General features: G+C 50.8%; 11 protein-coding genes. 8 read left to right on the plus strand and 3 right to left on the minus strand.

Annotation, left to right across the window (positions count from 1 at the left end; genetic code table 11):
- Nucleotides 1-211: 211 nt before the first annotated feature.
- Both KQI64_RS05385 and KQI64_RS05390 read right to left on the minus strand, forming a co-directional pair.
- Entirely contained in the window at nt 212-3,100 is a 2,889-nt protein-coding gene (locus KQI64_RS05385) for a hypothetical protein (RefSeq protein ID WP_216523706.1), read from the minus strand.
- The gene (locus KQI64_RS05390; RefSeq protein ID WP_216523707.1) at nt 3,064-4,998 is read right to left on the minus strand and encodes a hypothetical protein; all 1,935 of its coding nucleotides are present in this window, start codon (nt 4,996-4,998) and stop codon (nt 3,064-3,066) included. Before KQI64_RS05390 ends, KQI64_RS05385 begins: the two co-directional genes overlap by 37 nt.
- Before the next feature lie 185 nt (nt 4,999-5,183).
- Between KQI64_RS05390 and KQI64_RS05395 the strand changes: the two genes are divergently transcribed.
- Nucleotides 5,184-12,365 (plus strand): Calx-beta domain-containing protein, encoded by a 7,182-nt coding sequence (locus KQI64_RS05395; RefSeq protein WP_216523708.1) that lies wholly within the window; start codon nt 5,184-5,186, stop codon nt 12,363-12,365.
- 808 nt (nt 12,366-13,173) lie between these two features.
- Here KQI64_RS05395 and KQI64_RS05400 read toward each other — a convergent pair.
- A complete protein-coding gene (locus tag KQI64_RS05400) occupies nt 13,174-13,389 on the minus strand; it encodes a hypothetical protein (protein ID WP_216523709.1) in 216 nt (71 codons plus the stop codon).
- 204 nt (nt 13,390-13,593) lie between these two features.
- Between KQI64_RS05400 and KQI64_RS05405 the strand changes: the two genes are divergently transcribed.
- The 7 genes from KQI64_RS05405 to mobP3 all read left to right on the plus strand — a co-directional run bounded on the left by KQI64_RS05405 (nt 13,594) and on the right by mobP3 (nt 23,997).
- Nucleotides 13,594-13,905: a type II toxin-antitoxin system RelB/DinJ family antitoxin gene (locus tag KQI64_RS05405; protein ID WP_216523710.1), complete on the plus strand. Its 312-nt coding sequence runs from the start codon at nt 13,594-13,596 to the stop codon at nt 13,903-13,905.
- On the plus strand, nt 13,902-14,213 hold the full coding sequence (locus KQI64_RS10755) for a type II toxin-antitoxin system RelE/ParE family toxin (RefSeq protein ID WP_216523711.1): 312 nt from the start codon (nt 13,902-13,904) through the stop codon (nt 14,211-14,213). The genes KQI64_RS05405 and KQI64_RS10755 overlap by 4 nt, the downstream gene beginning before the upstream one ends.
- Nucleotides 14,214-15,248: 1,035 nt before the next feature.
- On the plus strand, nt 15,249-16,463 hold the full coding sequence (locus KQI64_RS05415) for a tyrosine-type recombinase/integrase (protein ID WP_216523712.1): 1,215 nt from the start codon (nt 15,249-15,251) through the stop codon (nt 16,461-16,463).
- 895 nt (nt 16,464-17,358) lie between these two features.
- Nucleotides 17,359-21,645, plus strand: coding sequence for a leucine-rich repeat protein (locus KQI64_RS05420; RefSeq protein ID WP_216523713.1), 4,287 nt, complete (start codon nt 17,359-17,361; stop codon nt 21,643-21,645).
- Between the two features lie 20 nt (nt 21,646-21,665).
- On the plus strand, nt 21,666-21,797 hold the full coding sequence (locus tag KQI64_RS10530) for a hypothetical protein (RefSeq protein WP_301282417.1): 132 nt from the start codon (nt 21,666-21,668) through the stop codon (nt 21,795-21,797).
- Between the two features lie 267 nt (nt 21,798-22,064).
- Nucleotides 22,065-22,475, plus strand: coding sequence for a CopG family ribbon-helix-helix protein (locus tag KQI64_RS05425; RefSeq protein ID WP_216523714.1), 411 nt, complete (start codon nt 22,065-22,067; stop codon nt 22,473-22,475).
- A complete protein-coding gene (gene mobP3 / locus KQI64_RS05430; RefSeq protein ID WP_216523715.1) occupies nt 22,468-23,997 on the plus strand; it encodes a MobP3 family relaxase in 1,530 nt (509 codons plus the stop codon). Before KQI64_RS05425 ends, mobP3 begins: the two co-directional genes overlap by 8 nt.
- The last annotated feature ends 182 nt before the right edge of the window (nt 23,998-24,179 follow it).

Here is a 24,179-nt window from a genome sequence, read left to right on the forward strand (position 1 = left end):
AATATTTTTCATCAAGAAAAACAGCTGCCGTGAGTATCCGCTTCACGGTGGCTGTGTGTTATGTGATCGCAGACGCTTTATCAAAAAAAGTGTTTACTTGACCAGCGAAATTTCATCCTCTTCGTATTCAAAGCCGCTGGTGGTGATGACGTCATCGGTTTGAAATTTGAGGATTTCCAATTCGGTGCGCGTATATTTTTCTTTTTTCATTTTAACCCTCCCGATTGCCGAAATAATCATTCGCCGCCTGAGCATACAGACACAGCGCTTTAATAACGTTCTCCAAATTTGAAGCGGGTTCATCGGGTGTTGCTGCCGCTTGGATCAAAACGCTGCTGCAATAATTCATCGGGCTGTAGGTGACGCTGCCGCTTAAGTTTTCCGCCGAAATATTAAGCTCAAAGCTTTCGCACAATTCATTCGCCGGAATACCGCGGATGCGTGCGACTTGATAATCGCCGTTTAAGACGGTTTCTACCGTCTTGCCGTCAACTGTAAAGGTGAGCGTGTGTTCACTTTTGAAATAGAGCGAAAGCGTGGTCTCGGATTTGAGCGAAAGCGTTGCGCCCTCATAGGTGATTCCGTCGGGCAAAATAAACTCGGTCTGCGGCGCTGTGACGGTGACGTCGTCGAGCGCCTTGTCGGCGTCGTCCAAGCCTTCGTTAGCAAGGTTTGCGGGATTCTTGTCAAAATATCGCTGCGCGTACGCGCCGTAGTTGAGCATTTTTTTGACAAGCTCAGCCGCTTCGAGGAAGGTTGGGTTGTTGGCTGTGTGCGCAAGCAGATAGTCAGCGTAGTCCTTGACGGAATAAGTATACTGATCACCCGTTTTTCCGCCTTCGGATTCATACATCCTCGCTTTGATCTGAGAGGTCATCTCCTTTGCGGCTACCCTGCACTTGAACACGTAATAGATTTTATCGTAGCCTTCCACCGTCTTTTGCCGCGCGAATGCCTTTGACGGGTCGTTTTGATCGTTGACATAAACGCGCTGAACGGTTGTTGTGTTGCCCGGGATCTCAAATTCCATATACGCTGTGCTGCTGTTCGCGATCTCAGCGCTCAGATCCATATAAAAGTTGACGCCGATGTCGCCGTCAAGGCTGAGCGAATAACCGACGAGCTCCGCACCGATGCCGTCCGCAAAGGCGGTTTTAACATCGGTATAGGTTTTGCCCTCAAATTCCGCGGTCGCGGTGTAGGTGATGATCCCGTTCTCGGTCGCGCTGGTGATGTTAGCCTGAACGGGTTCTTCGTGTCTGCAGCGCGAGTCCGTGCAGGTAAAGGTCGCCGCCGCGCCGGAGTTATCGCTTTCCCATGTCCATGCAGGGGAGGGGTTATCGCCGTAGATATGCGCGTCGGTGAAGATGTAGGTGATGCTCTGCGCGTTGAGGTTCACTTCGCTCAGCTTTGTCGCGTGCTTTATGCGCAGCGTCACGTTCATATTGTTGAACATTCCCGTTCCCGGCGTGATCATGCCCTCGTAGTCGAGCTGCATATCCAGTGTGTAGCCGCCGGGACTGTTCGCCCAGGAGAACGCGTATTCGCCGATCGTGCTCAGGTTGGAGGTGTTGCCCTTGACCTTGGTGACCCAAAGGGTGAAGAACGTATATTTCTTGATTTCCCGGATATTTTCATTGAGCGTCAGCTCAAACTGCGTTTTAGTTTTTTCCTCGTAATTGATCAGCGTTTCCTGATAGCTGCTGCCGAGTATGGTGATCGGCTTGCCGATAAATGTCTTGGGGATCACAAGCTCTGACAGATCGTCTGTGGGACCCGTGTAGTAGTTGATCTGATACTCGTTATTGTTGTTTATGAGCTTAAAGTCGAAATACGATAGAGGAATTTCGTCCTCGCCGAGCTCCCCGCCGACCTCGCCGTTTTCGCCGACCGAGTAATACTTGCCGTCGATCACATAATACGCGACGTTGCCGAGGTGATATTCGCCGTTCTCGTCGATATACGGCTCAACCTGCGCGACGTATTGCGATTCGGTAAATTGAGCGGTATAGGTGATATCGCCGGTGACCGCCGGAAGCGTGTCGTTTGCCGCGTAGGAGGTCTCGCCGTCCGTCCAGCCCTTGAATAAATAGTGCGTGTCGCCTGAACCGGGCTTTACGGGCGTTTCGCCGTGGTATGAGGAGCTTTCGCCCAACGCCACACTGTCGGTCCCAAGCGTCGTGCCGTCGTAGTTGTTCCATGTAACGGTGTAAGCAATATGCGGAACGATGGTTTTGTCCGCCAAATCATTCACGGAAGCAACGCCGGGAGTAAATACCTCGCTGTCATCGTCTTTGTTCTTAAACGATTTTTCAAGCGTAACGGTTCCGCCGTAGCTGCTTGCGTAAATGCTGTCGTCCTGATTTGTCCAGCTGAGATCGATCGTCGAATCAGTAGAAGCGTTATATCCGCTGCCGATTCCCGAGGCGGAATATCCTCCGGTCGCGCTGACATTTCCTCCGCTGATGGTAACGCTGCCGGCTGCTCCGGTTCCGCCGCCGATGCCTGCTGCGTTGTATCCGCCCTGCGCTTCGGCGATGGTGCCGCCGCTGATCTCTATTTCTCCTGCCGCTTCATTTCCTCCGCCGATACCCGCGCCGTACGTGCCGCCGACAGCGCTTGTGACGGTTCCGCCGGAAATGTTGACCGTTCCCTTGCCGCTGTTTCCGCCGCCGATACCCGCGCCGCCGTAATTAGAGGTCGTGTTGCTTCTCGCTTCGGTGATGACGCCGCCGCTGATTTCTACATTACCCTCGCCGTAATCTCCGCCGCCGATTCCTGCCGCTCCGTTGCCTCCGATCGATTTTGTGATAGTTCCGCCGCTGATTTCTATATTTCCCGCCTTTTCTCGTCCGCCGCCGATGCCCGCGCCGCCGCTGCCGCCTGTCGCGGTAACGGTTCCGTCGGTAATGGTGACCTCGCCTGCGCCGCCGCTGCCGCCGCCGATTCCCGCAGGACCGTAAGTAACTGATGACGAAACGCTCGCCGTAACGGTACCGCCGTTGATGATGACGTTACCCTTGGTTTTAAATCCGCCGCCGATGGCTGCAGCGGTGTAATTGCTTACAGCGTGAACCTCACCGCCGCTGATGGTGACCAAGCTGTCATCGCGTATCTGCCGCCGCCGATTCCCGCGCCGCTTGAATAAGCAGTAGCGGTAATATTTCCACCGCGTATTTCCACTATGCCGTTTTTGTTATTTCCGCCGCCGATCGCCGCGCCGCCGCCGGATGCGTTACTATATGCAACAACCGTTCCGCCGCTTACGGTAACGCTGCCGCTTCCTTCTTCTCCGCCGCCGATTCCCGCAGCACCATTATTGCCGCCGTTTGCTGTGATATTGCCGCCGTAAATTTCTACGCTTCCCGAGCCGTAACGTCCGCCGCCGATGCCTGCGCCGCGGGTTCCGCCGGTCGCGGTAACATAACCGCCGTAGATTTTAACATTTCCCTCGCCGTTACGTCCGCCGCCGATGCCTGCGGCGTAATAACCGCCTGCCGCGTTGACATAAGCCGGATACGCTTCGCTGCAATTCACGGTAACCGTGCCGCTGCCGCCGTCGCCGCCGCCGATACCCGCGCCGTTTTCTTTGCCGACAGCAGTTATGCTGCCGCCGACGATCGTTATATCACCGCTGTTTTGACTGCTTTCGCCGCCGATAGACGCGTTGCCGGTCACGTTGCCGTTGCCGGATATCAACTTGCCGAGTACGCTGTACTCGACGTCAGGATCGTATCCCGACTGGGCGTAGATCGTCAGGCTGCTGCCCTCGGCTACCGTAATGCCGCCGAGAGCGTTCAGCGTGGAGTAATCGCAGAGGATAAGGTTTACGTCGCCCGTACAGACGATGCGGTCGCTGATGTCGGGAGAGGTTTCAAGCGCGTCTTCTCCGCCGACCGTGAACCAGCCGCTTGGCAGCTCCGTCATACTTTCATCCAGCGCGATAGCTCTCGAGACGGTCTGCCGGACGCCGTTTTCATCTATATAATCTACGTTGTCTATCCAGCCGTCATAAGGGGGAACAAGCGTTTTGTTATCAAACGCCGCGTTTTCCTCGCTGTAATCGCCGGGCTCAAAATACGTATCGGCGCCTTGTATTTTGAAGCGTTTTTCAAATACAACAGTACCTGAGCCGATATAATCATACGAATAAATACTGTCGCTCGTTCTTTTCCAGCTTAAGACGATGGATTCGTCCGAGCCGGCATATATACCGCCGTTTTCCGCCGTGACATTTCCTCCCAAAACATAAACGGTGCAGCCGCTGCCGCCTATGCTCGCTTTGCCTCTGTCGTCACTTCCGTAATCGGCGTGAGCGTTGACGGTTCCGCCCTCGATCGTTATTGTCGCTGTCTCGGCTTCCTCGGTTACCTCAACTATTTCACCTTCGCCGATACCCGCGCCCTTTGGACCGCCGCTCGCGGTAACGGTGCCGCCTGTGATGTTGATCTCGTCATCATCGGAGCCGATGCTCTCGGTATCCGTCAAATCGCCTGTGCCGATACCGGCGGCGCTCTCGCCGCCCTGAGCCGTCACGTTTCCGCCGTTGATGGTGACCTTGCCGGCAAAGCCGCCCTTGCCGCCGCCGATACCCGCTCCGCCGATGCCGCCCTCAACGGTGATCGTTCCGCCGTTGACGGTGAGCTCCGAAAGGCTTTCGTCCTCGCCGCCGCCGATACCCGCGTTGCCGGAATCGACATTGTCAATTACCAGCGTGCCCGTGCCGTTGATGGTCAGCGACGCGTTCTCCGTTACGCTGATGCCGCAGTGAACGGTCATCGTCGATCCCTCGGCGAGCGTCAGGGTCACGTCGCCGTCGCAGGCGATCCTGTTATTGACCTCGATATTGCCTTCCGCCGTGTAGCTTCCGGTCAGCTCGGTCATGCTGACTGTCCCCGCGTAGGCGGTGAAGGGAACGATTGTGAACAAGCTGATGATCATGACGGCTGATAACAGTATGCTCACAGATTTTTTGCAGGTTTTACTGAGTTGCTTCATACATTAACCTCCTGAAATCCATATTCAAAGTCATTATATCATATTATTCGAGGCTAATAAAGAGCTTTATTTAAATTATTTATAATGTTTTTTGTAAATGATTAGTTTTTTGCGACATATGTTATAGACAAATCACCTTGATTTGTGTTATAATTTATTCGAATATTTTTTGTAGGAGGAATACTATGAAACGTTTTTTCAAACCGGCAATTGCGATTCTGCTTTGCGCGGTGATGCTCGTCGGAATGGTTCCTACAGCGTTCGCGGCACAGTCGGACGCCAAACGCGCTGTGATCCGTCTGGCGGAGCTGAGCGAGCTGGAAGCGCAGTATCTGTCTGACAGCGAGGCGCGCGCCGCCGAATATCCCAACGGCGCGATGATGATCGTGGAAACATCCGCCGAGCTGGATATGGGCAAAACCTACGCCATTGACATTTTCCGCCAAGGGGGCGTCAAGGGCGAAGCGAGCATCAAGCTGTCCACCGTTGACCTTTCGGCGGGCTACAACGAGGCATACCGCCTTTATCTGACCGACGAATGGAACGAAAATCCCGTCGAGGGTGAAAAAAAGCTTTACTATTACGAAACCGGCATTCCGTATATCGCGCGTGAGGGCGAGGAAGAAACCAAAACCCTGACGCAGGATAATGTGGACGATCTTGACGAAGCAAAGCGGGACGCGTCCGAAATCAACGATATGTCCGCTCAGAGCATGCCGCGTTCAACCGAAACGGTGCTTACCTTTGCCGAGGGCGAAAACAGAAAAACGGTATATATCGAAACCCTGAAGCCCGAGAAAGTCACCGACGACCTCGAGCTGATGCTCACGCTCTCCGATCCCGAGAACTGCTCCATCAGCGCGAACACCTCGGGCGTATATAAAATCACGGAGGAGCGTGAAAAGCCTGCGGCAAAGCTGGAGATATCCTCTGTCGGCGCCAATCCCGATGACGAAGAGGCGTTTATCTCGGTCAAGCGCACCGGTAACCTCGGCGGCTACGACTCCTTCCGTGTCACAACGCAGTCCGGCACCGCCAAGGCGGAGGAGGACTACAAGGCAGTCGCCATGGATCTGCACTTCATTCCCAACCAAAGTGAGATCAAGGTGCCCGTTACGATCCTCGACGGCGCGGAGGACGGCGAGAGCTTTACGGCGGAGCTCAGCGACGTCAATGGCAACGCGACAGCCGCCAACACCACTGCGGCGGTGACCTTTGACAGCAAAAAAGAAGGCAGCGAAGCCGTCGGCGCGGTGAATAAAAAATTCGTCACCGACATCACCTACAAAACGACCAACAGCTCCGACAGAAGCTACGAGTTTGTCGACCTCAGCAAGATGCAGTACTACACCACGACGGGCAGCAGCAGCAAGGCGACCACCACATACGACTCCGGCAAGCCCTCCTATGAGGTAGGCTACAAGGTTCCCGCGTTCGGAAGTGGGCAGACCACCTACGCGCGCTCCAGCTCCTCGATCGACTTGTACGGCGTTAACAGCGCGCACGTCTGCTATGATATCCGTTCGGGCTCCGTGAGAGCAGACACCGGCGTTATCTGCTTCGCAAGCTCCGTTTCGACCTCCGGCGATAAGGGTATGAGCTGGAGAAAAAGCAAGGCAAACTGCGATTATAATGATTTGGTTGACATAAGCTCAGATCACAAAAAGTTTGATTTTAATATCACCGACCATTCATCGGGTCAGTATCTTTGGATATGCACCTACAGAAACGCGTGCTGGGGCTACGCCGGCTTCCGCGTGCACGACTACAACGGCAACAACGACTGCTGCGTGCGCCTGAATTTGCAGTCTTACGACGTCACCATCAAGGATCCCGGCGAGGTGCCGATGTATGTGAACGGCAAGCTGGAAATGGTCAAAACCGTCACCGGCGCCAAGTTCACCAATCCAAACGACGCGTCGGGCGGTACCACCAACCACACCACCTTCTACCGCTACGATTCCACCGTTATCTCGGCTACGGTAGATTCCCGGTACGGCAAGGCGACCTTTAAGGGGATTTATCTGCTCGACCCCAACGACAACAACACCCGTTCCTCGCTGATCACCCTTTCCAACGGCGGTCAGCTGACCCTTACTCCCGAGTTCCTCAGAACCTATTCCAACTACATCAAGAGCAACAAAATCGTTATCGAGCCCTGCTACGAGTTCGATCCCGTTAATTTCACGGTCGAAAGCTACGAGGACAAAACCACGGGCATGCAGTTTACGGCTGATAACGATCATCACATCGGCTATATCAAGGTCAACGGTCAGGACTACGGCACCGTTACCTGGAGCGCCGACAGCAGCAGAAACGGCAAATACTACGACGGTGACGAAATCAAGTTCACCTATAACCCGACCTCCTACGGTATGCACGACACGGTCAACTACCAGTACCGCTGCGCGAGTGTGGAGTCGGATTTGAAAACGGCGGATAAAATAACCGTCAGCAACGAGGTAAAGGACAACATCAACGTCAGGCTGACGAATAGGTACTTCTCCGTTACGCCCATCATTGTCAGCAAAAACGCCAAAACAAGGCTTGTCGTCTCCAATCCCGACAAGGGCAATTTTATCTCAAAGGATACAAAGTACGCCGAGGCGGGGGAGAACGGCACGGTCGTTGTCACCGGCATCAAAACAGACAAAATCGATCAAAGCTTTGAGGACAGCACCTGCGGTACCCGCCTTGACCTGACCGCGCAGCCCGACCCGGACTATTACGCCGTGTGGAAATACACGGACGCGGTAACGCATCAAGAGGTTACGCGCTACGGAAACACCTTCCATTTTGTCGTCCAAAATCCGTTTTTCGTCAATGACAACTTTGTCTATTTGTCATTCGAAAAGGTTGAGGAAAACCTGCACAAGCCGCTGAAGGGCAAAATCACCATCCCCGAAGGCACCGTGCTTCACCCTGCGACATCCGCGTCGGTAAAGAAAACGCCCGCCGAGGGAGCGCTGATCTATATGGACGGCTATGTCGGCAGAGCGGACAAAAACGGTCAGTTTATCCTCAAGGAAGACCTTAATCAATCCGATTACGCGAATCTCCAGCTCGGCGGTTACAAGACGAACCAGCGCAACTACACCCAGACAAACCGCGCGATCGTTATTTACAACAGCAACACCTATGTCTGCGATGTTACGGTCAAGCTGACAAATGCCGTCAAGCTTTGCGCAACGACGGAAATTACGCTCGATTCCAACTCGACCGGCGGTGTTGTTCCGACCGGGGTGACCGCGTACAGCTCGGAGATCTCGGGCGATTACGGCTCCACTATCACGCTGGTCAACACTTATCCCGTCAGCTTCAGAGTCAGCTTTGATTCACGAAATGTCCCGGCAGGCAAGCCGGTGAACCTCGCGCGCTGGAGCTTTGAAAACGACAAGGGCGTTGAGCACAGCGCGGATGAAAGAGAGATCGAAACCGGATCCACCATCGCCTATTACGACGTCGTGCTTTCGGAAAAGGCAAAGCAGGGCGACCGGATGTTCATCGAGTTCTATAACAAGACCGGCGACACAAGAACCTCCTACGGCCGCTTTGAGGTCGGCTACGAATTTGTCAACGCCAACATCGAAAAGGTCGTCAGCTATATGCCGGATCAGGGCTTCTACGACGATCCGACCGAGGAAAGCAGCGGCGGCAGCGTCAAGCTGCCTTCCGCGCCCGGCATCGGTCCCATCAGCCCGATGTTCTCACTGTTCGGCTTTACGCCGATCTATTCCGACAAGGCGACAGGTCAAAAGGATAAAAAATCCGGCAAGGATCTTTACTGCCTTGAAATCGGCGTACAGTTAAGCATCGCAAAAAAGGACACCGGCTCCGAAGAGGGCAGCTGGGATGTTACGAGCGTTGCAAAGCAGTATGAAAAGCTTTCCAAGCTGATGGACAAGCAAACCACGGATCCCGCGCAGGGAATGAACACCTCAACGACCATTTCCGTTAGCGTCACCTTTGCCTATCAGCTGGAATATTACACCGCCGACGGCGGCGCGCGTCACTACACCGCCAGCGTATTCCTGCTCGGCGCGAAGTTCGGCGTGAAGATCTCCATTCCGTTTACCATCGTTGTAGTTCCGTGCTTTGTTTATATCGACATTTCCGTCAACAACGTGGGCTATCTTGTTCATTCACCGAATGAAAAAACCAAAGGCTACTGGACAGCGAACACGCTTGACAACAGCTATTTCTACGACACGCACGGCGTATTCAAACAGCAATTCTCGCTGAAATTCGGCGTCGGCGTCGGATATGACGGAATCGCGTCCATCGGAGGACACATCGACTTCAATCTGGATTCGACGATCAGCGGTTCCAACCACGGAAAGATGGAATTCGGCATCAAGGGCGGCGTCTTTGCCGAGCTGGTGTTCTTCAAGGTCGATTACACGTGGGACATCGACAAGGAGGTGCTCCTTGATACCGACGCGAAGGCGACCTCTGTCGCGGCGAATATTCTGCGTGAAAACAGCGACGACTTTATTGCGAACACCAAGCTTTCCGACCTGACGATCGCCCGTGCGTCGGAAAGATATGACACCTCCGTCGTGAGCGACAAGGCAGGGGACGCCGTCGGCGCGGACGCTTCAGCCGCGAATGTTGTCGATACCTATGAGGAAACCAACGCCGCCGAGATGGTTCCCGTTATCGGTCAGATCTCCGAAAACCGTTATCTGATCGCGAACGCGGTTGACGATGAGGACAGCTTAGTCTGCCTGCGCTGCTATGTTTACGATACACAGCAGCAGAAGGTTGTCGAACAGCTTGACCCCGTATGTGATTTCACTGATTCCGAAAGCTATAACAGCCTCAACGCCGAAGAAAAGAGGATTCTTTCCAAGAGCGAGGATCTGGTTGCAGGCATCAACATCGTAGACTGCGGCGATAAGCTGCTCCTTTTGTGGGAGAGCTGCATTGTCGATTACAGCGAGGATCTCACCGTTCCTCAATTCCTGCAATCCTTTAAGGTCATGGGAATGCTCTATGATAAAACCACCGGCAAATTCACCGACTACAGCGTTATTGACGATGGCAGCGGCAAGCTCCCCGACAGGATCAGCGGCGTATATAATGCCGAAACAAAGACCGTTCACGTGTTCTATGAGAGCATTGACGTCAACGGCATCACCGATGATACAACGCTCGAAGAGATCGGCGACCGTCCGCTCAGCCTCAGCACAGCCGGCGCTGACGTCAGCGGCGGAAAGCTCAGCTTTACACCGGCAGCTCCCGTGCAGACGAACGGCAACACGGTTTCCGATTACTCGGCAACCTCCTATGAAGGCAATGTTCTTCTTTCCTACATCTGTGCCGAAGAGAACAGCCGCATCTTAGAGCAGCCGCTCACCGAAACCGAGGGGATCGAAAACGCCTCTCAATACGGCACAAAGAACAGAATGTATCTTAACCGTTACGACGTCGGCGAAAGCGGCGCGCTGACGGAGCTTCACTCTATGATGTTAGCGGACGAGGAGGACGTGACCGCCAATCCCGAGTTTGTCGACATCAACTATCAGGGCGTCAGCAACACCCTGCTCTTCTACAAGCATAACGGCCGCTACGGCTACCAGAACGTCAACAACCTGTATCTGCTCCGCGAGTTCTACAACGCCGATGATGTTGCGGACGCGCCCGAATACATCACTATGGACGAGGATCACACCGTCGGTGAGGACTTCAAGGTCTACTACGGCGGCGACGGCGAGCTTTATGCGCTGTGGACGCTCTCCGAAGGTGATCAGCAGCAGATTTGGGGCAGACAGTTTGAAATCAATTCTATTACGGACGAAACCGAGGTCGCCAAAATAGATGGAACAGGAAATGCTGTTGTTAACGCCGACGGCGCTACGCAAACCGACGAGCTCGACGAGCCCGTGAAGATCCTCAACGGCTACTGGGGCAACAAGGTCAACCTGACGACAGGCGGCATCAAAGACGCCGGCGGAACAGGCTTCTACAAAGGCAATTTTGACGCGGCTGTTGTTGACAGCAATCATCTGCTCGGCGCTTATGAAGCGTTTGATTATGATTACAGCGGCGAAAAAATGGAGCGCATCAACAACCGTTTTGTAATTTCCGAGTTTGATTTAAAGCCTTATTACACAAGCGGCGTTGAGGATGAGGACGACGCGATCGAGTTTTCCGATTACTATCCCACTCCCGGCGAAACCGTTGAGGTCAACGTGAAGGCGGCAAACATCGGCTTTAAAAACGGACACGACGTAACGCTGAACCTCATGAGCAGGGTCAACGGAACCGTTGAAAAGGTTGACTCCGTCGAGTATCCCGTATGGCTTGCCGGAGAGGATCTGGAAGCAAGCTTCAGTTACACCGTTCCCGAGGCGATCACGAACGGAACAGTCGAGCTGTATTATGAGATCGTTGACGACGGAGAAAGCAAGTACAGCTGTGTGCCGGACAAATTCCGTTACGCGCCTAAGCTGAGCATCGAAATCGGTAATGCCGACCCCGAAAACGAATTTACGGATGATAACGACGCCGTCAGGTATCACGTGACCGCGACAATCGCCAATGTCGGCAACAACGATTACAGCGGCGGCGATGAGCTCAACTTCATTTTCAACGACCTTGCTGCTCAGGCGGATGTGATGAATCCGGACGTACCCGATACCGACCCGTTCTACATCAATTACGGCGGCACTGAAATCCCCGAGATCGCCGTCGGTTCAAGCGTGCAGCTGAGCTTTGTCAGCGACGATATTCCCGAAAGCATTTTTGACAAATACGGAACCAACACCGCCAACCTCAAGCTTGCCGTTACCCCCCGCGACGGAATCGGTTGGAAGGAAGTCAAGGGCAACGAGCCCTACAACTTCCTCGACGAGCTGGGCATCGGTCAGCTTGTCAAGCCAGAGCCTGATGAGATCACCGAAATTTCGGCTGACGCGCTCGAGGTGCCTGTCGGCGAGTCCAAGCTTCTGCTTCCGGCGGTTACTCCCGCGTCCGCGGCGGATACGGCTCAGTTCAGCTACTCAACGGAGGATAACGATATTATTTCCGTCAGCGAGGACGGCGAGGTCACCGCGCTGAAAACCGGCTCTGCGGTTGTCACGATAACCTGCGGCGATGTAAGTCAGGACGTTGAGGTCACCGTAACTCCCGCCAAGGGCGGAATCATCGGTGACGTTAACGGGGACGGCGTTGTAACGATTATCGACGCTACGCTGATTCAGAAATATTCCATTGATCTTCCTGTTGAAGGAGTCTTCATCGATACGCTTGCCGATGTAAACGGAGACGGCAGAATCTCTATCCTCGACGTCACCTGTATTCAGAAGTATGTTGCGGAATACACATCCGGAACGGGTATGGCTGGACAGCAAATTAAGGTATAAACCGACTGGAAGCTCAAAAACAGCTGCACGGTTACTGAATAGCTGTATAAAACCGGAAAACGTTTTTCCCCGTTGCTGAGGAATACTGACGACGGATTGGAAAGCTTTATTATCAAACAGCAAACGCTGCACTTGACATTACTTGTTGAGTGCAGCGTTTTAGCTTGATCGGAATAGAATTTAAATTTATAATTGGGGGTAACTCAAATCTATGTGAACAGTGAGGTTAGCGCCCTGTTTCGCCGTGTGTCGCCCTGTGTGCGATTTGTTGAGCAAAGACGGGCGTGTTTGTTGTACCCGACTGAATTGTTTGCGCGGTGTTGAGCCTTTGTTGCGATTTGTGAGCAACAGCCCGTTTTGTAATGTCGGCAGAGATCAAATCCATAGATCTACGGAGTGATTTATGAAATCGATCACATCACCTTTTGCAAATTTTCGCCGGAGGGTAAAATACGATAAATCGTATTGCCGTAGTCTGAAAAATACACCCACTTATCATCTACAAGGTAAATATTCCTTGTGTTGATGTTGCAGATTTCTTTTGGGGTGTCGCTTTCCTGAGTGAGAATATGCAGCGTCCAACTATCATTTTGAGCGTTTTCGGGAGTAAAAGCGATATATCTCTATTTTTTTCTGTTATTCAGTTTTTCGAGCGCGGCAATAATGATAGCAATAACAGAAAGAATGATAACATAGACAATCCGTTGCTTTAATACAAGAATCCCTTTATCCATTCATACGGAACAAAATATGTAATAGGGGCTGTTAATACGGCAAGCATCGCGGAAAAAATGATTCTTTGCCATTTTTATATGTGATACCTTCTGTTGATCACGCCGAAGGTAAGAAAAAAATGATAGAAAAACAGACAAATAATCGCCACAAGAAAACCGATCACAATAAACAACGACTTATCCGTAACTGTTATGTCAGCAACGGTATGCTTCTCTGCAAAGAGTTTTATAACATGTGCACGCAGCCTTTCGGCAAAGGCTTTTTCATCATCTATAATTGCAAGTTCCATTTTAATTACTTCCGTATTGTTTTATGTAATAATCTTAATACATTTATGAGTGAAAATCAATAAAGCGGTAAAAGTTGCGAGATTTATGGTAAAGTTGAAGACATAAGAAGTTCAGCAATTATTTTTTTGAATAAGTAATGACAATGTATTGACATTTTATTTGCGATTGATGTATAATGAAGAAAACAGAACGGAGATGATTGTATGAATATTGTAGACGCGCCCAAAACAGGGACATTTCAAATGCGCATCAATCCCGAAGTTAAAAAGCAGGTGGAAAGCCTATATGCGAAATGCGGAATGACGTTGACCGACGCGGTAAACGCATTCTTTCAGCAGTCGCTCAATGTAGGCGGACTGCCGTTTCTAATGAATCAAAACAGCGAGGAAGTTATGCGTCAGCAGGCAATTGCGCTTTTGTTGGCAGAAATCAAGGCAGGCGAGGACAGCGTAAAGTCGGAATCGGATTGGATTTCGGAGGAAGATATGCTGAGTGAATTCGGAGTGCAGGCATGATTTTGCGCTATACGCCGCGAGCCCGGCAGGATTTATATGAAATAAAGAATTACGTCAAAAACGAACTGGCAAATCCTCAAGCAGCAGCGAGAATCGTCGAGAGATTACTGAAGGGGTGTTCAAATCTGAAATCAAATCCATACTTGGGGTTGGATTTGTCCTCGAAGATTGGGCAGAAAACAGACTTGAGATATTTAATCCTCTCAAATTACATTGCCATATATAGAGTTGATAAAAACTCAGTCAGTGTTATCCGTATCATGGATGGCAGGACAGATTATTTGCTTTACCTGTTGTCAGAGATATGAGCTGCCTATCGGTCAAAATTTGCGATGCTAAATCAAAGAAAAGCTGTTTTCTAACGTGCAAAAAATACTGACGACAGGTTGAGAGCATTTACAAATTAAACTATGAACGCTGCACTTGACATTACTTGGTGAGTGCAGCGTTTCAATCTTTATTTGGATAGAATTTAGATTTATGATGAGGAATAAATTTAATTGGTTTTCGATGGGCGAGACCGATATGAAATTTGAGATGAACTAACTCTAAAAAGTATCAGCCGTGGATTTTTGGCGAGGAATAATCGCTCTTTCCAACCTAATGAAAAATTGCTGGTCTTTTGATGCTGTAGCGAAATCTTTTGCTGGTTTTGATCTCGATTTTGCATAAATAACTTTATCGACTTGCAAAAATCAAAACACGAAAAAAGGCTTGAAACCAACGCTTCAAGCCTGAGAAATCCAGTAATAATGCGGGGAATCAAGCCGCGGTTGACGTTTGGAGACCGCTGCTCTACCAACTGAGCTATACCCCTAAGTGTTCTGTTGCTGCGTGGTGAGCCTCGCTCACTTGCAGGGACTATGATACCACAGACACGCGGTTTTGTCAAGCTTTTTTCAACACAAAAACGCCGATTTGAGTAAGAACTTGTATTGCCGCGTGTGATACGCACGTCATGCGCGTTTTACTTTTTCAAAAATCGCGTGTGACGTACCTGATTCTCGCACGTCATTGTTGTGGTCTGTGACCAATGCTCGACCACGTTTTTGCATTCGAAAACCGCACGCCTTTTTTCAGCTGCTGCGATGCGGCTGGGTAATACGAAAATAGCGGGGAAACGCCCTTGACACAGTTTTACAAATACGATATAATAAGTGTGGACAGAAGAATAAATCATTCATCCCTATAGCTTGACAAACGCCAAGTTATAGGGATTTTTCATTGAAGCAATATGGTTGGTAATACACAAAAATCTGGTGCTAATTTTGTAAGGCTATTCGCTGGATATTGACCACTGCTTGTGGTATTGTTGTGGCTACCAAAACTAGGAGGTTGATACTATGAAAAGAGAATTACTGGACAACGGCAACATTTGGCAGAAAAGCGATGGACGTTGGATAGGTCTGGTGCGTTACAAGGATGAGTTTGGCGTAACGCAACGCAAGAGCTTTTCCTCGAAAAAGAAAAAGACTCTGCAAGCGAAGATGACGGAGTATGTAAAGAATTTCAACGAGCAGGTCGCAAACTCGGATGAATCTCGCAAGCCGCTGAAAGAGAGTATGAAAAACTGGTTGAGGGTGTATAAGTTCCCGGAGGTGGAGCGCACGACCTATGACCGCTACGAATGTACCGCAGAGCACCAAATCTATCCTTACATTGGCAACAAACCTGTCGGCGACGTAACACCCGCCGACATCAAGAAACTGCTTACTAAGCACATGAACGCGGGTTATGCTTTTACCACTAGCAAGAAAGCCTACTCGCTACTCAAAATGTTCTTCAAGCAGCTATATCAGGAAGGCGCGATACCGAACAATCCGATGTCACTGATTGATATGACGAAAAAGGACAACTACCTTGCCGCGCAGAACAAGGAGAGCAAGCCGCAGTGTGATATGGTGGTTGTGTTCACAGACGAGGAGCTGGAGCAAATCAAAGCAGAAGCCTTCAAACGGTTCGCCAATGGCAAACCTGTCTATCAGCAGTCGGCGGCATACTTCCTGATGCTCAACACAGGTCTTAGGGCAGGCGAATTGTGCGGTATTATCAACAGCGACATTGACCTTGAAAACAGGGTCATACACCTTCAGCGCGGTGTTAAAGAAGTTCATGTCCGCGATGGTCTGGAATATGTGCCAAAGCTGGAAGTCAAGGTTGGCAAGCTAAAAAGCAAGACGAGTAAGCGTGACGTTCCGCTCAATGATACGGCAGTAGAAATGATACGACGCTTGCGCAAGGAAGTCTACCTCGGCGAGGACGCGCCGCTCATCCCGGACGAGAACGGAAACTTCACCAACCCACGCAATATGCGAAATCGCTTCTACAGAATCCTCGACGCGATTGGGATTCCGCATAAAGGGCTCCATACGTTCAGGCACACATTCGCCACGCGGTTGATCAACGGCGTGAAACAGCCCGACGGGAGCGTGAAATCATTATCGGTAAAGCAAGTTGCGGAGTTGCTCGGGCATACGACCTCGGAAATCACAGAGCTCTACTATGTCAAGCGTGACACTACAAGGCTGGTAGGATTGACTGACAGCTTCAACCTGTGATAAATATCCGCCAACAAAGAGGGGAGCCTGTTTTGCAAGTATCACTTTGTGAGGCGCACAAAACGCCGGTGATTATTTGAAGCAGGTAAAAGCGAGCCGTCCTTTGGTGGACGGCCCGCGAAGGACATCGGACGGCAGAGCCGACCGTTGTGCAGTTTTTTGAGTAGACAAGCTGTGATTATTGAGGGAGTCCTCAGTATTTGCGGCGTTTGTGTGAACGAGATATTTTCAGGAGGAAACTATGGAAGAATACAAGAAGGTTACTATCAGTTTTACGAAAAGAGCGCTCAAAGATTCGCGAGAAAAAACCGGCTCACGGGCAGAAAGAAGGTGCAGACGGCTACGCCACTGATGAAGATGAATATTTCGGGTTGTATATGTGAACAGCGAGATTAGCACCCTGTTTCGCCGTATTTCGCCGTGTGTGCGATTTGTTGAAGATAGGCGAGAAAGTACCGTCAAAACCATTTGCGCCTTTTTCAAGCGTTTGTCGCAGCTTGTGAGCGGCAGCCTGCTTTGAAATGCTGCGGAGTGTTCCAAAATGTCACTTTCTATCCTACAAAATTATTCTAATTTGCAAATATAATTTATATAATGTGTGATAAAATATAATGGAGTGTTTATACTAAAGTTCTCAAACGATGGTAACCTTTTGCCGATTTGCTTGGATATTTCTAATACCCGGTATTGTCAAATATGCGGTCAGCGGGCAGACCGAAACCGGCAGTGTTATAAAAATGCAAAATTGAAAATGGAAAGTGGAAAATTTAGGGCGGGACACCCGCGACCGAATTTGTAAGCAACGGCGTTTGGCAAGAACCGGGATGATCATTCGGGGCGAAGCGACCCGCAATTTTCAATTTTCAACTTTCAATTTTGAAAAGGAGGAATCCATATGATTTCTAAAATCAAAAAACCCGTCAGTATTATATTATCAATACTGATGGTCGTCAGCGTGTTCGCGATCGTGCCGATCACGGCGAGCGCGGGGGACGGCACCATCGCGCCTTACCTGACATTTACCGGCACGGAGGAATTCAGCATCAATACCTTTAATTATAAAGCGAACTGGGACGGAACGATAGAGTATTCTACGGACGCCGAAACCTGGACAACGTGGGATGGAAATACGATCTATTCTTCGGATAGTAATGTACTTTATTTCCGCGGAATAGGAAACACAAAAATAACAGGCGGTACCTCTTCAATTTTTCATTGGGCTATTACCACAACGGGTACGGTTGCCTGCAGCGGTGACATCAGAACACTTCTGGATTATTCGAAACCCGAGAGTTCCGTGATGGCGAAATATTGCTTCAGATATCTGTTTTATGGCTGCGAAGGTCTGACCGCTGCGCCTGCGTTACCTGCAACGACACTGGCGGCAGGCTGCTATTATGGTATGTTTAATGGCTGCGAAGGTCTGACCGCTGCGCCTGCGTTACCGGCAACGACCCTGGCGGAAACTTGCTATTATGGTATGTTTTATGACTGCAAAGCTCTGACCGCGGCGCCGCTGTTACCGGCAACGACCTTGGCGGAAGCTTGCTATTCCTACATGTTTTACAACTGCGTAGGCATAACCACAGCGCCTGAGTTGCCTGCAACGACCCTGGCAGAAGCTTGCTATAGCTATATGTTTGCCGGCACAGGTATTACCACAGCACCTGCGTTACCGGCGACGGAACTGGTGGATAGCTGCTATAATAACATGTTTTATTGCTGCAAGAGTCTGACCGCGGCGCCTGCGTTACCTGCGACGGAACTGGCGGATAGCTGCTATAATAACATGTTTTTTGACTGCAAGAGTCTGACCACTGCGCCTGAGTTACCTGCAACGACCATGGCGAAATCTTGCTATTACGGCATGTTTAATGGCTGCGAAGGTCTGACCGCTGCGCCTACGTTACCGGCAACGACCCTGGCGGAAACTTGCTATTACAACATGTTTAAAGACTGCATAAACCTGACCACTGCGCCTGCGTTACCGGTGACGGAACTGGCGAAAGGTTGCTATTCCAGCATGTTTAATGGCTGCAAAGGTTTGACCTCGGCGCCTGCGTTACCGGCAACGACCCTGGCGGAAACTTGCTATTACAACATGTTTAATGGCTGCACAGGCTTGACCGAGGCGCCGCTGTTACCGGCAACGACCTTGGCGAACTCTTGCTATTCCTACATGTTTTCCGGCTGCACAGGCTTGACCGAGGCGCCGCAGTTACCGGCAACGACCTTGGCGAACTCTTGCTATTACGGCATGTTTAAAGGTTGCACAGGTCTGACCGCTGCGCCTGCGTTACCGTTGACGGAACTGGCGAGTAGCTGCTATGCCAACATGTTCCAAGACTGCACAGGTCTGACCACGGCGCCTGAGTTACCTGCGACGACCATAGCAACAAATTGCTATGCCAACATGTTCCAAGACTGCACAGGTCTGAAAACGGCGCCTGCGTTACCTGCGACGACCATAGCAATAAATTGCTATAATTCCATGTTCAGGGGCTGCACAGCTCTGAGAACGGCGCCTGAGTTACCGGCAACGACCTTGGCGAACTCTTGCTATTACAACATGTTTTATGGCTGCACAGGCCTGACCGCGCCGCCTGCGTTACCTGCAACGACTCTGAAATCAGGTTGCTATCAATACATGTTTTCCGGATGCTCAAGTATCAGAGTATCAACTGAACAAACGGATGAATACGATACTCCGTACAGGCTTCCCGAAGACGGACAAGGAACTACTGCAAGCTTAGCCATGCTCGGCATGTTCGCAACTACCGGCGGAACCTTCACAGGAAATCCGACAATCAACACGATCTACTATCTGAATACCTCTGACATCAACGTGAGCGAGGTAACTCTCAACCCGTCAGAAGCACAGGAAATCGAAAAGGACGCGGTCGTCTCCTTCACCGCGACCATCAGCCCTGCCAACGCCACCGATCTGCAGATCAAGTGGAGCGTCGCCGGAGCGAACGCTGTGAAGCTGTACTCCGACGAGAACTGCACCACCGAGATCGGCGCTGACGCTACCGAAACACTGACCGTATACGCAAAGGGCGTTGCGGGCGGCACAGCACAGGTAGTGGCTACCGCCAACGCGGATCCGACCAAGACCGCGACCTGCGACGTGAAGGTGAACGCTCCCGCTCCCACTCCTGCAAAGCTTATCCTCCACGTCGGCGAGAACGGCAAGGTCGTGATGGACAACGGCACCTTCGGCAACGCGACCGATGCAAGCAATAATACTGAAATACCCGCTCCTGGTAATGTTGCTGACGGCGCCAAAGTCTTTATTGCTGACGGTCACTCCGTTAATATTGTTGAAGGCGGTTCGATCAATATCGCCACAGGCGGCGAGGTATCATTCTATCCCTCCGCCGACAACACAGGCGAGATCACCGCGATCCCCGACGAAGGCTATATCTGCACCGGCTGGTACAACGGCGATACCCTCTACTCCTCCGACGTTGCTCTCAGCTATCAGAGCATCAGCGAGGATATGACTCTGATGGCGAAGTTTGCTCCCAAGCTCTTTGCCGGTCACACCGTCACCCTCGGCGGCGACATCGGCGTGAACTTCTACCTGAATCCTGCGGTTCTTGATACCTGTGACGGAACCAAGACTGTTGAATTTACTGTTGACGGCAAAGAAACGACTGTTGCTGTTCCCGCAACCGCAACAGCTGACGGATACAAGGTAACCTGCAACGTAGTAGCCGCTCAGATGGCGCACAAGATCACCGCGACTCTCTGTGTTGACGATGAAGCGGTGGCTACAGACGAATACAGCGTACAGGAGTACGCCGAGAAGGTTTATGCAAATCCCGGAGAATATCTCCCCGAGGATAAGGCTGATAAGGCTGATGAGTTCAAGGCGCTTGCAGCGGCTATGCTCCATTACGGCGGAGAGGCTCAGACTGTGTTTGCCGACGCTCTGATCGTAAAGCCCGACCGCGCAGACAGCAACCTTGACTCTGCTGCCGATTACTCCGGCGTTACCGCTGACGCTGTTCAGGATGCCATCAAGGGCGACACTTCCGATCTGAACGCTATCGCAGCACACCTCGGCGCGAAGTTCTACACCAGCTCGCTGCTTTATCTCTCACAAAACACACTCAGGCTCTACTTCACCCAGAATGACGATTCGTTTGACCCTGCGTTGTTTGACGACGTTCGTTCCGACTATTATTACTATGTCCAAAAGGAGGACATCCCTGCGGCAGAATTGGATGATCAGCAGAGCTTCACCGTTGGCAACGGAACCTTCACCTACTCTGCCCTCGATTATGTCAAGGCTGTCATCGGCAGCAGCATGACCGACGCTCAGAAGAACCTCGCCAAAGCGCTGTTCCTCTACAATCAGGCGGCTAACGCGTACTTCGACGATCCGGTTCCTCCTCAGAACGTCGTTGATCTCAGCACCCTTGAAGGCGATAAGGAATTACAGAACGGCGACGTGCTGACCGGTACGCTTAGCGGCGATTATCAGATCACCGTAGCCGCTAACGCGACCGTTACATTAAAAGACGCGACGATCAGCAGCCTGACCGGTGATTACGCCGGTATCACTCCCTTGGGCGACGCGACCATCCTCTTAGTGGGTACGAACACCGTCAAGGGCGGACATGAAGATTATCCGGGCATTTATGTTCCCGCAGACCACACCCTTACCATCAACGGCACAGGCTCGCTTAACGCTTCGTCCAACGGCAACAGCTGCGGCATCGGCGGCGGTTTTTATATAGGCTGCGGTAACATTATTATCAACGGAGGTACTGTTACTGCCACCGGCGGTAACAATTCAGCCGGTATCGGAAGTGGCTTCTCTGCCTGCGGTAATATCACCATCACCGGCGGTACAGTCACAGCCATCGGCGGTGAAGATGCAGCCGGTATCGGTAGCGGATATGATGCAACCTGCGGCAATATCACAATCAACGGCGGTACAGTCACAGCCATCGGCGGTAAAGATGCACCCGGTATCGGAGGTGGAACTGAGGCAAGCTGCGGCAATATTACAATTACCGATACTGTCACAATGGTCACCGCAACAAAGGGCGGGGACGAATCCGACTCCATCGGAGCAGCCAAATTCTGTACCTGCGGCGACGTGACCATCGGCGGAAATGTTTATGCGGACGGAATCGAAGACAGCCCCTACACCTACAAACCTAACTAAGCTTGAAAGGAGAATAACGAATGAACAAAGAAATTTATGAGCCAACGCTCCTTGAGGTTATTAGATTTGTTACAGAGGATGTTATTGCGACCTCGTTGGTACCCGATGATTGGGAGATGCCTGCCAACCCCAGCTCTAACCCCAAGCCCTGATCTTTCATCGGGCAGCATGATGACTGACGAATAAAAATTTAAAATGCGCCGCTGTTTGGTTTGAATTCTCCGAACAGCGGCGCTGTTATTATACGGATTTCATTAGGCAGGTAAAAGCGAGCCGTCCTTTGGTGGACGGCCCGCGAAGGACATCGGACGGCAGAGCCGACCGTTGTGCAGTTTTTTGGAGAACATATCCGGCGTTTGCTGAGGGAGTCCTCGGTATTTGCGGCGTTTGTGTGAAATGAAATATTTTTGGAGGAACACATGGAAGAATACAAAAAGGTAACTATCAGTTTTACGAAAGACCAACTCTCAAAGTTGGATGAAATAATGTCGAAGGAGCAAGGCTACACGCGCAGTTCTCTGGTGCGTGAGGCGGTGGATAACTACATCGGGTACCGCGCTCAAAAGGAAAACATCAGCTATTTGTCGCCGATCATCAGTCAGAATATCAAGCTGGTGCTCGGTAGGTTTGAAGAAAACCTTAGCGAAATGTTGTTCAAACTTGCGGTTGAGGTGAGCAAAAGCAATATTCTTTCTGCCCGTAACAGCGACCTCAACGACTACGCTTTGAACTATTTGAACGCTGTATCAGAGCAACTCGTCGCTGCGCATAACGGCGTCCTCGACTTGGAAAAGGCGAGAGATTACATCGACGGAGAAGAAAATGTCTAAGATAATTGTCTCATGCCGCTTTCAAAAGAGCGCAAAAGATATCGCTGACCTCATAAGATATATGGCAACCCGCGAGGGAGTTGAAAAGCTGTCGGACACCAAGAAATATAAAATTGCGACTTCAAATCAGCACGACCTTATCCTTTCTGTGGTGAAGCACTTTCCTCAAAGCAAAAAGTTTCTTGAATATGAGGACTTCTATGCTATGCCGACAAGAGAGAACGCCAACGAGTTTCTCGATGCCGTCGCTGAAAGATATGCCGACCGCGCTGATGAATTGAAGGGCTTGGTGAGCTATATTTCCAACCGTCCCGGCGTTGAAAAGCTCGGCTCTCACGGATTGTTTACACAATTTGATATGCCGATTGACCTTGATACCATTGCGGATCGGGTCGCCAATCATGACGGTGTTATCTGGACGGAAGTGGTCAGTCTGCGGCGTGAGGACGCGGAACGTCTGCATTTCAACAATGCCGAAGCGTGGAAAAATCTTGTCCGCCGTAATATAAACGAGATTGCGAAAGCCCACCGAATCAAGGTGGAGGATTTGGAATGGTACGGCGCATTTCATAATACAACGCACCATCCGCATATCCATTTGATTATTTTCTCGAAAGGACAAGAGGGTTTTCTATCCGAGAAAGGAATCAAGGAGCTACGCCGCGCCTTCGGTCAGGACATCTTCCGCGACGAGCAATACAAGCTGGCGACGATAGAAACCGGCTATCGGAATCAGTTGAAAGAGCAGTTGGCTGATCAGTTACAGAAGATTCAAAAACGGCAATCGGTTCCGAACTCCGATTATTATTTACTGCTACTGAGAAAAATCCGTGATGAAGTTCAGCAGCAGAAGGGAAAGAAGCTCTACGGCTATCTGCCGAGAAAGACAAAAAAGCTGGTGGATTTCGCTCTGCATGAGTTTGCCAAAGACGGTGATTTATCTGAAATCTATGCAAAGTGGAATGAGGTCAACCGCGAGAAGTTAAGTCTTTACTATGATACGAAAGATAAACCAGACGTACCTATTGAGAAGAATCCCGAGCTTCGGTCTCTGAAAAATATGCTTATCAGGACGGCTTTGAGCATGAATTTCAACGCTCAGACGAGTGTAAATTCTGCCCGTATAGGATTTCTTTTCTCTATGTTGGCTAAACAAATCGTCAGCAGCGCCGGAAAAAGGTTGGATGAGCTCAATAAGATGATGCCCCTGACTGACAGCAAAGAACGAGATAAAATCCGTGAGAAAAAGCTGGCTCACGGTCAGAAAGAAGGTGCAGACAGCAGTGGTATCAATGAAGAAGTCTATGACAGCCAAGCCGCAGAGGGTATCCTGACTATGCTTGATTACTTGATTTCACTTGGGAATCAGGAGAATGAGCAGGCTGTCGAAAAATCGAATGCTCAGCCGTCAATCGAATATGATTTCGACAACGCATATTCCGACTATCTGAATAACGATGATAACGGTTATGACGATAACGTAGATGACGAAGACGAAGAATATTACGGCCTTTCTATGTGAACAACGAGGTTAGCACCCTGTTTCGTCGTGTGTCGCCCTGTGTGCGATTTGTTAGAGAAAGGCGAGAAAGTACCCGAACGGATTGTTTGCACGGCGTTGGGCATTTGTCGCGATTTGTGGGAGACAGCCCGTTTTACAGGTCGATAGCAGTCATATCCATATTCGCCCATAGCATATGCCCT

This window comes from Lachnoclostridium sp. MSJ-17, assembly GCF_018918205.1.
Classification (GTDB): domain Bacteria; phylum Bacillota; class Clostridia; order Oscillospirales; family Acutalibacteraceae; genus Ruminococcoides.